The organism is Paracidovorax avenae ATCC 19860, assembly GCF_000176855.2.
GTDB lineage: Bacteria > Pseudomonadota > Gammaproteobacteria > Burkholderiales > Burkholderiaceae_C > Paracidovorax > Paracidovorax avenae.
The window spans coordinates 1730527-1741651 of record NC_015138.1; the positions used below are offsets into that span (position 1 = coordinate 1730527).

At 68.9% G+C, this 11125-nt stretch carries 11 protein-coding genes; 9 read left to right on the top strand and 2 right to left on the bottom strand.

The features are described 5' to 3' along the window. The first annotated feature begins 13 nt into the window (after window positions 1–13). The 3 genes from ACAV_RS07635 (at window position 14) to ACAV_RS07645 (ending at window position 3636) form a co-directional block, all read left to right on the top strand. On the top strand, window positions 14–1027 hold the full coding sequence (locus tag ACAV_RS07635; RefSeq protein WP_013593993.1) for a Bug family tripartite tricarboxylate transporter substrate binding protein: 1014 nt from the start codon (window positions 14–16) through the stop codon (window positions 1025–1027). Window positions 1028–1149: 122 nt separating this feature from the next. Then, a complete protein-coding gene (locus ACAV_RS07640; RefSeq protein WP_013593994.1) occupies window positions 1150–1941 on the top strand; it encodes an enoyl-CoA hydratase/isomerase family protein in 792 nt (263 codons plus the stop codon). Window positions 1942–2016: 75 nt separating this feature from the next. Continuing rightward, window positions 2017–3636, top strand: coding sequence for a malonate--CoA ligase (locus ACAV_RS07645; protein WP_013593995.1), 1620 nt, complete (start codon window positions 2017–2019; stop codon window positions 3634–3636). A 58-nt stretch (window positions 3637–3694) separates the two neighbouring features. Here ACAV_RS07645 and ACAV_RS07650 read toward each other — a convergent pair whose 3' ends face one another. Further along, window positions 3695–4651 carry a LysR substrate-binding domain-containing protein gene (locus tag ACAV_RS07650; protein ID WP_013593996.1) on the bottom strand — a complete coding sequence of 319 codons (957 nt, stop codon included), beginning with the start codon at window positions 4649–4651 and terminating at the stop codon, window positions 3695–3697. Window positions 4652–4870: 219 nt separating this feature from the next. On the opposite strand from ACAV_RS07650, the gene ACAV_RS07655 reads away from it, so the two are divergent. The 6 genes from ACAV_RS07655 to ACAV_RS07680 are packed head-to-tail and all read left to right on the top strand — an operon-like array spanning window position 4871 to window position 10643. Beyond that, the gene (locus ACAV_RS07655) at window positions 4871–6103 is read left to right on the top strand and encodes a metal-dependent hydrolase family protein (protein ID WP_013593997.1); all 1233 of its coding nucleotides are present in this window, start codon (window positions 4871–4873) and stop codon (window positions 6101–6103) included. Between the two features lie 40 nt (window positions 6104–6143). Next, the gene (locus ACAV_RS07660) at window positions 6144–7364 is read left to right on the top strand and encodes an ABC transporter substrate-binding protein (protein ID WP_013593998.1); all 1221 of its coding nucleotides are present in this window, start codon (window positions 6144–6146) and stop codon (window positions 7362–7364) included. Window positions 7365–7386: 22 nt separating this feature from the next. After that, the gene (locus ACAV_RS07665; RefSeq protein ID WP_013593999.1) at window positions 7387–8262 is read left to right on the top strand and encodes a branched-chain amino acid ABC transporter permease; all 876 of its coding nucleotides are present in this window, start codon (window positions 7387–7389) and stop codon (window positions 8260–8262) included. Window positions 8263–8281: 19 nt separating this feature from the next. Beyond that, the gene (locus tag ACAV_RS07670; RefSeq protein WP_013594000.1) at window positions 8282–9163 is read left to right on the top strand and encodes a branched-chain amino acid ABC transporter permease; all 882 of its coding nucleotides are present in this window, start codon (window positions 8282–8284) and stop codon (window positions 9161–9163) included. Then, on the top strand, window positions 9160–9921 hold the full coding sequence (locus ACAV_RS07675; RefSeq protein WP_013594001.1) for an ABC transporter ATP-binding protein: 762 nt from the start codon (window positions 9160–9162) through the stop codon (window positions 9919–9921). The genes ACAV_RS07670 and ACAV_RS07675 overlap by 4 nt, the downstream gene beginning before the upstream one ends. 11 nt (window positions 9922–9932) lie before the next feature. Continuing rightward, a complete protein-coding gene (locus ACAV_RS07680) occupies window positions 9933–10643 on the top strand; it encodes an ABC transporter ATP-binding protein (RefSeq protein ID WP_041829050.1) in 711 nt (236 codons plus the stop codon). A 23-nt stretch (window positions 10644–10666) separates the two neighbouring features. On the opposite strand, the gene ACAV_RS07685 is transcribed toward ACAV_RS07680, so the two are convergent. Beyond that, window positions 10667–11113: a universal stress protein gene (locus ACAV_RS07685; RefSeq protein ID WP_013594003.1), complete on the bottom strand. Its 447-nt coding sequence runs from the start codon at window positions 11111–11113 to the stop codon at window positions 10667–10669. Window positions 11114–11125: the final 12 nt, after the last annotated feature.

Below are 11125 nucleotides of genomic sequence, written 5' to 3' on the forward strand. Positions count from 1 at the left end.
GGAGACAAGACCGATGCCAGTGAATCCTTTCCAGGCGCCCGCTGCGGCGCTGCCCCGGCGCGCCCTGCTGCGCGGGGCCGCCGCTTCGGGCCTCGCGCTCGCGGCCGGCCGCGCCTTCGCGAACGACCCCTGGCCGGCCAAGCCGGTCACGCTGGTGGTGCCGTTCCCGGCCGGCGGCGGCACCGACGCGTTCGCGCGGCCGCTGGCGGCGCAGTTTTCCAAGTCCACCGGCAAGACGCTGGTCATCGACAACCGGGGCGGTGCCGGCGGCACGGTGGGCGCGAGCTATGCGTCCAAGGCCGCGCCGGACGGCTACACGCTGTTCATGGGCGGCACACACCACGTGATCGCGCCGTCGATGTATCCGAAGCTGGATTACGACATCGAGCGCGATTTCATTCCGCTGGCGCTGCTGGCCAACGTGCCGCAGGTGCTGGTGGTGAACCCGCGCAACGTGCCGTTCACGGCGTTCCCGGCCTTCCTGGACCACGTGCGGCGCAATCCGGCCAAGCTCAACTACGCTTCGGCGGGGTCGGGAACCTCCCACCATCTGGCGGGGGAGTTGTTCAAGCTGCAGTCGAACACGTTCATCACGCACATTCCCTACCGCGGTGCGGGGCCTGCGCTGCAGGACCTGATCGGCGGCAACGTGGACATGATGTTCGACGGACTGGGTTCTTCCGCGGCGCACATCAAGGGCGGGCGCATCCGTGCGCTGATGGTGTCGGGCAAGCAGCGCAACCCGGCTTTCCCGGACGTTCCGTGCGCGGCCGAAGTGGGCCTGCCCGACTACACGGTGACCACGTGGTACGGCCTCTGGGCACCGAAAGGCACGCCGACGGACCTGCAGGCGCGCATCGTGGAGGAGGTGCGCCGCATCGGCGCGGCCGACGAGATCAAGGCCGTGTGGGCGAAGAACGGCGCCGACTACGGCGGGCTCACGCAGGCGCAATTCGGTGCGATGGTCGGGGCGGAGGTGAAGCGCTGGGCGCAGGTGGTGAAGGCTTCTGGCGCGAAGCTGGAGTGAGCCCCCCCTGAGGCGCTGTGCGCCTTCCTCCTTTCTCGCGCTGCGCGCGGAAGGGGGGCGACGCCGGTGGCCCGGCGGAGCCGGTTCCACGGCAGGGGTTTTCGCAAAACGAGGGGATATGAATGGCGGGTGAGGTCGGGGTGGTGTGGCCGGAGGCCGCGGCGCAGGATGGGCGCGGCATCGTGCGTGTCACGTTGCGGCATCCGGGGCGGCTCAATGCCATGTCGCGGGCCATGTGGCGGCAGTTGCGGGAGGTGTTCGAGGGCATCCAGGCCCGCGAGGATGCGCGCTGCGTGCTGATCGAGGGGGAGGGCGATGCCTTCTGCGCGGGGGGCGACATTTCCGAATACCCGGCGTTCCGGTTCGATCCCGGGAGCCTGCGCGACTTCCACGAGCACGATGTGTGGGGCGGGCTGTCGGCGATGCTGGCGTGCGATGTGCCGATCGTGGCTGCGATCCGCGGAGCTTGCATGGGCGCGGGGGTGGAGATCGCGGCCTGCTGCGACGTGCGGTTCGCGGCGGAATCCGCGCGCTTCGGCGCGCCGATCGCGCGGCTGGGTTTTCCGATGGCGCCGCGCGAGGCCGCGCTGGTGGCGCAGGCCGTGGGCGATGCACTGGCCCGCCGCATGCTCCTGGAGGCCGCCACGTTCGATGCCGGGCCGCTGGCCGCGCAGGGTTTCCTGGCGGCCGTGGTGGCGGACGACGGACTGGCCGCGCAGGCGTGGGCCAGCGCAGGGCGCATCGCGGCGCTCGCGCCCCGGGCGGCGCGGCTCAACAAGCAGACGCTGCGTGCGTGCCGGCAGGGCGGCGGCAGTGTGCTGCAGGCCGGGGCCGATCCGTATGCCTACGCTGCCGGCGCGGAGCACCGCGAAGGCATCGCGGCGTTCCTGGAGAAGCGGCCTGCGCAGTTCTGAGAGGGACACCGGCAACGCATACGCAACCTGTTTTTCTTCATCTTCCTTTTGCTTTCGCCCAACCATCCATCCACCATGTCTTCCCAACTGCTTGCATCGCCTTCCCGCACGCCGGCCTCCGCATCGGCCGCCGGCCACCAGAACCTCTACAGCGCCCTGCGCGCCGCATTCCCGGCGGACCTGGGCGGCATCGCCGTCGAGGCCACGTCGCCCGAGGGGCTGCCCCTGCACTACAGCTGGGCGGACCTGGAGCAGGCCAGCGCGCGCATCGCCAACCTGCTCGCGTCGCTGAATCTGCCCGAGGGCAGCCGCATCGCGGTGCAGGTGGAGAAGTCGGTCGAGGCCATGCTGCTGTACCTCGCGACGCTGCGCGCGGGTTTCGTGTTCCTGCCCCTGAACACCGCCTACCAGAGCGCGGAGATCGAATACTTCATCGGCAACGCCGAGCCCGCGGTGGTAGTCTGCACGCCGGCGAATTTCGGCTGGGTCTCCAAGCTGGCGTTCACGGCCGGCACGGCGCACGTGTTCACGCTCGGCGACGACCGCACGGGCACGCTGCTGGAGCGCGCGACGCACCACTCCAGCGTGCACGAGCCGGTGGCACGGTCAGCGGACGACCTGGCCGCCATCCTCTACACCAGCGGCACCACGGGCCGCAGCAAGGGCGCGATGCTCACGCACGGCAATTTGCTGTCGAACGCGCTGGTGCTCAAGGACTACTGGGGCTGGAAGCCTGGCGACGTACTCATCCACGCGCTGCCGATCTTCCACGTGCACGGCCTGTTCGTTGCGATCCACGGGGCGCTCATCAACGGCAGCCCGATGGTCTGGTTCGCGAAGTTCGAACCGAAGGCCGTGATCGCCGCGATGCCGCGAGCCACGGTGTTCATGGGCGTGCCCACGCTCTATGTGCGGCTGCTGGCCGAGCCTGCGCTCAATCGCGAGAGCACTGCCCGCATGCGGCTGTTCGTGGCCGGCTCCGCCCCCCTGCTGATCGAGACGTTCAAGGAATGGCAGGACCGCACGGGCCACACCATCCTGGAGCGCTACGGCATGAGCGAGACCATCATGCTCACCAGCAACCCGTACGCTGCCGACCCGCGCCATGGCGGGCAGGAGGAGCGCCGCGGCGGCACGGTGGGCTTCCCGCTGCCGGGCGTGGGCCTGCGCGTGGTGGACGACGCGGGGCAGCCGGTGGCCACCGACGGGATCGGCCACATCCAGGTGCAGGGGCCGAACGTGTTCCAGGGCTACTGGCGCATGCCGGAGAAGACGAAGGAGGAGTTCGCCGTGGACGGGCAGGGCGGCCGCTGGTTCAGGACGGGCGACGTGGGCAAGGTCGATGCGCGGGGCTATGTCCACATCGTGGGGCGCAGCAAGGACCTCATCATCTCCGGCGGCTACAACGTCTATCCGGCCGAGATCGAGGGCTTCATCAACGAGATGCCCGGCGTGGCCGAGAGCGCGCTGGTGGGCGTGCCGCACCCGGACTTCGGGGAAGTGGGCGTGGCGGTGGTGATCCCCAAGGCCGGTGCGCAAATCGATGGCGAGGCGATCATCGCGGCGCTCAAGGCGCGCCTGGCGAACTTCAAGATTCCCAAACGCTGCTTCGTCACCGAAGAGCTGCCACGCAACACGATGGGCAAGGTGCAGAAGAATTTGCTGCGCGAGCAGTACAAGGGGCTGTTCGGCTGAGTGCCGCACTGCCCGGGACCGCTCTTGTGTTCCTGGCAGGCTGCGGGCCTGCCGCGATTCAGGGCGTGTCCGCAGCGCAGAAGATGCATCCGTCCGCAGGCGATGCAGTGCCATGCGCCGCGGGCGCGTGGCTGCAGCAGTGTTCCAGCCACGCGGCCACCAGCTTGTAGACCGACAGGTTGGTGCGGGCCGTGGGCGCACACAGGTAGTAGCCCAGGGGGCTTTCGAACCGCCGGCCGAGCGGCTCGACCAGCGATCCGGCCTGCAGTTCGTCCTCCACCAGGCAGGTGGGCACGATGCCCACGCCGAAGCCGGACACCGCGGCGCGGATGATGAGCGAGTAGAGATTGAAGCCCGGCCCGAAGCGGCTGCCGGCCGTGTCGCACTGGTGCGCCTCCATCCAGTCGTGCCAGGCGAGCGGCACCTCGATGTGCTGCAGCAGCGTGGCATGCTGCAGGTCCTGCGGCGTGCGCAGCCGCAGCGTGTCGCGCAGTTGGGGGCTGCAGACGATGCTGGTCTCCTTGCCGATCAGGTAGCGGGCATTGGCACTGGGCCAGTTGCCGTAGCCGTACTGGATGGCGGCGTCGAATTCATGCGGCACCGCGAAATCGTGCGCATGCTGGTAGCGCACGAAGTTGAGCGCCACCTGGGGCAGGGTGCGCTTGAAGTGGCCCAGCCGCGGGAACAGCCACTGTGCCGCGAAGGTCGGAGGCACCGAGAAATTGAGCGCGCCGCCGCTGCCGCCGTACGACATGAGCTGCGCCGTCGCCGACTCCAGCGCCGCCATCGCGGGGCGGGTGGCGTTGAGGTAGGTGGCGCCGGCGTCCGTCAACTCCAGCCCGCCCGCCTTGCGGATGAAGAGCCTCTGTCCCAGGTATTCCTCCAGCGACGCGATGTGGCGGCTGATGGCGCTCTGGGTCACGCACAGTTCGCGCGCCGCCATGGTGAAGGCATGGTGCTTTGCCGCGGAGTGGAAAGCGTTCAGTTCGGAAATGGTCGGGCAGAGGCGGCGCATAGGGCGTATGAGTACCACTCATGGAGTGGTGAGATTTTAGGCGTTGCGGCCGGGGTGGCTCTGGCCCGATAAATGCGTCCGTGACTGCCGTGTGACTCCCGCTTTCCCGTCGCAGCCGCCTTCGCACCAGCTGGGTGCAGTGCCGGCAGCGGCATGGGCCACCGTCCACGGTGCCATGAGTAATTGCGAAGCCGACCCTTTTCCCCAACGAAACCCTTCATGACTTCCCTCCTGATCGAAAACAGCCGCGTCCTGGACGTGCATGCGCTCACGCTGCGCTCCGGCGTCTCGGTCCTGGTGACGGACGGCCGCATCGCCGCAGTGGGCGAGCAACTGCAGGCGCCGGAGGGCGCGCAGAGGATCGACGCCCGCGGCATGACGCTCATGCCGGGCCTGATCGACTGCCACGTACACGTGGTGGCGTCCTCGTTCAACCTCGGCACGGTGGCGAAGATGCCGAACGTGTTCACCATGCTGCGTTCGCTGCCGATCATGCGCGGCATGCTCGATCGCGGCTTCACCTCGGTGCGCGATGCGGGCGGGGCGGACTGGTCGCTCGCCGAAGCGGTGCGCACGGGCCTGGTGCAGGGCCCGCGCATCTTCCCCTCGGGCAAGGCGCTGTCGCAGACGGGCGGGCATGCGGACTTCCGCCAGCGCAGCGACGACCTGGACGTGTGCTCGTGCGCGTACAAGCTGGGCAATATCGGCCGCGTGGTCGACGGCGTCGATGCCTGCCGGCTCGCGGTGCGCGAGGAGATCCTGAAGGGCGCCACGCAGATCAAGGTCATGGCCTCGGGCGGCGTGGCCTCGCCCAACGATCCGATCGGCAACCTGGGCTACTCGGAGGCCGAGCTGCGCGCCATCGTCGAGGAGGCCGACAACGCCAGCACCTACGTGATGGCCCACGCCTACACGCCGCGCGCCATCGCCCGCGCCGTGCGCTGCGGCGTGCGCACCATCGAGCATGGCAACCTGGTCGATGCGGCCACGGCCGACCTGATGGCCGAGGCGGGCGCGTTCATGGTGCCCACGCTCGTCACCTATGAAGGCCTCGCGAACGAGGGCGAGCGCTACGGCCTGCCGGCCGTCTCCATCGCCAAGATCGACGCAGTGCGCGGACAGGGCAGGCAGGCGATCGAGATCCTGGCGAAGGCCGGCGTGAAGATGGGCCTGGGCAGCGACCTGCTCGCCGAGACGCACTACCTGCAGTCCGACGAACTGCGCCTGCGCGCCGAAATCCTGGGCAACGGCCCGGTGCTGCAGCAGGCCACGCTGGTGGGCGCCGAGATCTTGGGCCAGCAGGGCCAGCTCGGAGAAATCACCCCGGGCGCCATCGCCGACCTGCTGCTGGTGGATGGTGACCCGCTGGCCGACATCGCCTGCCTGCTGGGCCAGGGCGAGCGCATCCGCGCGATCGTCAAGGACGGCGCCTTCGTCAAGAACACCCTCTGAATTCCACCCCCCCCCCCCGCATCCAGACCGGAGACACACCATGCAACGTAGAAACCTCATGAAGCTCGGCGGCGCCGCGGCCGTCCTGCAGTGCCTTCCCTCTCTCGGCTTCAGCCAGCAGGGCGAGGTGTTCCGCATCGGCTCGCTCACGCCGATCACGGGCGCGGGCAGCCCCTACGGCCCGGGCATGCAGCAGGCCATCCGCCTGGCCGTGGATGAAGTGAATGCCGCCGGGGGCGCGGGCGGCCGCAAGCTGGAACTCTTCACCGAGGACTCGCAGACCAAGCCCGACGCCGCGGTGCTCGCGGCCAAGAAGCTCATCGAGGTGAACAAGGTGCAGGCCGTGCTGGGCACGTGGGCCTCGGGCGTGTCGCTGGCCGTGCTGCCGCTCACCGAAGCGGCCGGCATCATCGAGATGAACGTCTCCGGGGCTCCGGCCATCTCCACGCTCGACACCAAGGACCTGGTCTGGCGCTTCCAGGCGACCAACGACCGCTTCGGCGCGGCCTTCGCCGAGATCTGCGCCAAGCGCGGCTTCAAGCGGCCGGCCACGATGGCGTTCAACAACGCCTCGGGCCTGGGCAACGTGGAAGGCTTCACCCGCGTGTGGGAAAAGCGCGGCGGCAAGGTGGTGGCGAACGTCACCTACGAACCCAGCCGGCCCAGCTACCGCAGCGAGCTGCAGAAGATCCTGGCGGCCAAGCCCGACGTGATCGTGATGGGCTCCTACCTGCCCGACACCACCATCATCCTGCGCGAGTGGTTCCAGTCCGGCGCCGAGAACAAATGGGTCATCCCGGGCTGGGCGGCCAACCCCGACCTGGTGAAGGCCCTGGGCGCCGAGGTGTGCGAGGGCATCATCTCGGTGGACACGGTCTCCAACGAGAAGAGCACCGCGTTCGCGCACTTCGATGCGGCGTACGCCAAGGCCACGGGCAAATCCGCGGCCACCAACATCTATGCCGCCATGGCCTACGACATGGTGATCTCGCTGGCACTGGCGATGGAGGCCGCAGGCGCCAAGGCCACGGTGGAGCAGGTCAACGCGAAGATCCGCGATATCTCCAACGCACCGGGCACGGCCGTCTATACCTTCGCCGAAGGCAAGGCGCAGCTCGCAAAGAAGGCCAAGGTGAACTACGAAGGCGCCTCCAGCAAGCTGGACTTTGACAAGTACGGCGACGCGACGCCGGACTTCGGTGTGTACGTGATCGAGAAGGGCCAGCTGGTGCGGCGCGACGTGGTGTCCATCGCGATGTGACGGCGATGCACGAGATGACGCAATGACCTGGATCGATTTCACGAACCTGTTGATCAATGGATTGATCGAGGGCCTGGTAGTGGCCCTGCCAGCGCTGGCCATGACCCTGGTGATGGGAGTCAACCGCTTTCCCAATGCCGCCACGGGCGACCTGATGACCACCGGTGCCTATGCCGCCGTGGCCGTGCAGTCGCTGGGCGGCGTGCCGCTGTGGCTGGCGGCCATCGCCAGCGTGGGGGTGACGGCAGTGGTCTCGGCCGGCTCCTACCAGTTGATCTTCCGCAAGCTGGCGGGGCGGCCCATGGTGGCCTCCATGCTCGCGGCCATCGGCCTGGGCTTCCTGTTGCGCAGCCTGATCTCGTTCTTCGCGGGGCACGACCAGCGCACGTTCGAGCTGCCTCTGGTGCGTGCCTGGAACTTCGGCGGCATCCGCATCCTGCCCACCGACCTGCTGATCGCGGCCATCGCCGCCGCCTGCCTGGCGGTGGTGTTCGTGCTGATCTACCGCACCAGCTTCGGCCGCCAGTTGCGCGCCGTGGCCGACAGCGCGGACCTGGCGCGTGCCAGCGGCATCCGTGCCGGCGGGCTGATGCTGTGCCTGTGGCTGCTGGTGGGAGCGCTCTCGTCCATCGGCGGCGTGCTGCTGGGCATGAAGGCCATCGTCACGCCGGAAATGGGCTGGGAAAGTCTGATCCCCGCGTTCGCCGCCATGGTGCTCGGCGGCATCGGCAGCCCGGTGGGGGCCGTGCTGGGTGCGTTGGTGCTGTGCATTGTGCAGGAGCTGTCGGTGCCATTGCTGGGGCCGTCGTACAAGCTCGTGCTGTCGTTCGTGGTGCTGGCGCTGGTGCTGCTGCTGCGGCCCGCCGGGATCATGGGCCGGGTGCAACTGGTGCGCTGACAAGGGAGCGAAGAAAGACATGGTCGCCTATCTCTGTGCCATCGGCATCGTGGCCCTCATCTATTGCCTGCTGGCGCTCGGCCTGAACCTGCAGTTCGGACTGACGCGCCTGGTCAACTTCGGCGTGGTGGCGTTCTTCGCCGTCGGCGCCTACACCTCGGGCCTGCTGTCGCTCAAGGGCCTGCCGCTGCCGGCCTGCTTCGCCGCGGCGGGGCTGCTGTCGGGGCTGCTGGCCTTGCCGATCGGGCTGCTGTCGCTCAGGCTGCGCGATGACTACCTGGCCATCGTCACGCTCGGGTTTTCCGAGGCGGTGCGCATCACCATCCAGCAGGAGAGCTGGCTCACGAACGGCGTGCAGGGCCTGCCGGGCCTGCCCAAGCTGTTCGCGGCCTGGGGACCCGGGACGTCCGACATGGCCATCTTCGCCGTGCTGGCCATGATCGTGGGGATCGTGTGCTGGGGCACGGTGCGCCTCACGCGCAGCCCCTTCGGCCGGCTGCTGAAGGCCATCGGCGACGACGAGGCCGCGCTGTCCGCCCTGGGCAAGGACCCGGCGCGATTCAAGGTGCAGGTGTTCATGCTGGGCGCGGCGCTGGCCGGCGTGGCGGGTGCCTTCTACGCCCACTTCATCACCTTCATCACGCCCGAGCAGTTCATCCCGCTCATCACCTTCTACGTGTGGATGGGACTGGTCATGGGTGGCTCGGGCACGGTGCGCGGCGCCATGTTCGGCTCGCTGCTGCTGATGGTGTTCCTCGAAGGCTCCCGCTTCGCCAAGGACTGGGTGCCGGGCGTGTCGGAAGTGGGCATGGCCAGCCTGCGCCTGGCCGCCGTGGGCCTCGCGCTGATCCTGGTGACGCTCTACCGGCCCCATGGCCTGTTCGGAGGCAAGGCGAAATGAGCATGCTGCAAGTGGAGGCCGTGACGCGGCTGTTCGGTGGCTTCAAGGCGGTGGACCACGTGTCGCTGCGCCTGGCCGAGCGCGAGATACTGGGCATTGCCGGCACGAACGGCGCCGGCAAGAGTACGCTGTTCGCCGCCATCGCGGGCCAGCAGCCGCCCGATGCCGGGCGCATCGCCTTCGCAGGGCAGGACATCACGCGCCTGCCGCCGCACCGCCGCGCCCGCCTGGGACTGGTACGCACTTTCCAGATCCCGCGCGAGTTCAAGAGCCTGACGGTGCATGAGAACCTCATGGCCGCCGCCGCCAATCCGCAGGGCGAGCGGCTGGTGAACGCCTTCTTCCAGACGCGCAGCCTGCGCGATCACGAGGCCCAACTGGCGGCGAAGGCCGACGGCATCCTGCAGTTCCTGAACCTGGCGCGCGTGCGCGATGTGCCGGCCGGTGGCCTCTCGGGCGGTCAGAAGAAGCTGGTGGAGCTGGGCCGCGTGCTCATGCTGGACCCGCGCTGCATCCTGCTGGACGAACCCTTCGCGGGCGTGAACCCGGTGCTGATCGAGGAGATCTGCGACCGTGTGCGCGAGCTGCAGGGCCGGGGCATCGCCTTCATCGTCATCGAGCACCACCTGCAGGCGCTCAAGGCGCTGTCGCACCGCATGATCGTGATGGACCGGGGCCGCATCCTGGCCGAGGGCGACCCGCACCGCGTGCTGGACGATCCGCGTGTGCAGGAAGCCTACATGGGAGGGGTGGTATGAGCGGCGCAGCCATGAATGCACAAAACCTGCTGCAGATCGCACAGCTGCGCGGCGGCTACTCCGAGGTGGACATCATCCACGGTATCGGCCTGGCGGTGGCGCCGGGGCAGATCGTGACCATCGCCGGCACCAACGGCGCGGGCAAGTCCACGCTGGTGAAAGCGCTGCTGGGCCTGTTGCCGCGCGTGGCGGGCAGCATCCACCTCGACGGCCGCGACATCACCCCGCTGTCGGCCGAGGACCGCTTCGATGCCGGCCTGGCCTATGTGCCCCAGGTGGCGAACGTGTTTCCCTCGCTCACCGTTCGCGAGAACCTGCAGGTGGTGCGTGGCGTGAAGCACCTGAAGCAGCGCATGGAGGAAGTGCTGGCAGACTTTCCCGCGCTGGTGGAGCGGCTGCCGCAGCCGGCCAGCAACCTCTCGGGCGGCGAGCGCCAGCAGCTGGCGTTCGCCCGAGCGCTGATGCCGTCGCCGCGCATCATGGTGCTGGACGAGCCCACGGCCGCGCTGGCGCCCTCGCTGGTCGGCAAGGTGTTCGACATGGTGCAGCGCCTGCCCGCGGCGGGCGTGTCGGTGCTGATGGTGGAGCAGCGCGCACGCCAGGCGCTGGCCATCAGCCAGCAGGGCTACATCCTGGACCAGGGGCGCTGCGTGCTGCACGGGCCGGCGCGGGAACTGCTGGAAGACCAGCGCATGGCGCAGCTGTACCTGGGCAGCCACTGAGCCACCCGTACGGCGGCACGGTTTCAGCGCAGCACGAGCACGGGCACCTTCGAGTGCGTGAGCACGTGCTGGGTCTCGCTGCCCAGCAGCAGGCGCTTGATGCCCTTGCGGCCGTGCGAGGCCATCACGATCAGGTCGCAGTCGTGCTTGGTGGCCGCGGCGATGATCGCCTCGGCGACGAGGTCCGACTTGGTCACCACGGGCTTGACCTTCACCCCCTGGGCATCGCCCAGCTGCCGGATGCCGTCCACCAGCGCCTGGGCGTTGGTGGCCCACTGGCTCTCGATGCGCCGGGCCTCGGCGGCATCCACCGGCGAGCCGCCTTCGAAATAGCTGCGCGGGTAGCGCGGCACGACCTTGAACGCGACCACGCGGCCGCCCGAGAGCCGGGCCAGGGACAGGCCGTGTTCGACGGCCTTGGCGGACAGGTCGGAGCCGTCGGTGGCGATGAGGATGCGGCGGTAGGACATCGTTGTTCTCCT

Bases quoted from the DNA above. Each gene is read 5' to 3' on its own strand.
- ACAV_RS07635 (WP_013593993.1), top strand. From the start codon at position 14: ATGCCAGTGAATCCTTTCCAGGCGCCCGCTGCGGCGCTGCCCCGGCGC.
- ACAV_RS07640 (WP_013593994.1), top strand. From the start codon at position 1,150: ATGGCGGGTGAGGTCGGGGTGGTGTGGCCGGAGGCCGCGGCGCAGGAT.
- ACAV_RS07645 (WP_013593995.1), top strand. From the start codon at position 2,017: ATGTCTTCCCAACTGCTTGCATCGCCTTCCCGCACGCCGGCCTCCGCA.
- ACAV_RS07650 (WP_013593996.1), bottom strand. From the start codon at position 4,651: ATGCGCCGCCTCTGCCCGACCATTTCCGAACTGAACGCTTTCCACTCC.
- ACAV_RS07655 (WP_013593997.1), top strand. From the start codon at position 4,871: ATGACTTCCCTCCTGATCGAAAACAGCCGCGTCCTGGACGTGCATGCG.
- ACAV_RS07660 (WP_013593998.1), top strand. From the start codon at position 6,144: ATGCAACGTAGAAACCTCATGAAGCTCGGCGGCGCCGCGGCCGTCCTG.
- ACAV_RS07665 (WP_013593999.1), top strand. From the start codon at position 7,387: ATGACCTGGATCGATTTCACGAACCTGTTGATCAATGGATTGATCGAG.
- ACAV_RS07670 (WP_013594000.1), top strand. From the start codon at position 8,282: ATGGTCGCCTATCTCTGTGCCATCGGCATCGTGGCCCTCATCTATTGC.
- ACAV_RS07675 (WP_013594001.1), top strand. From the start codon at position 9,160: ATGAGCATGCTGCAAGTGGAGGCCGTGACGCGGCTGTTCGGTGGCTTC.
- ACAV_RS07680 (WP_041829050.1), top strand. From the start codon at position 9,933: ATGAATGCACAAAACCTGCTGCAGATCGCACAGCTGCGCGGCGGCTAC.
- ACAV_RS07685 (WP_013594003.1), bottom strand. From the start codon at position 11,113: ATGTCCTACCGCCGCATCCTCATCGCCACCGACGGCTCCGACCTGTCC.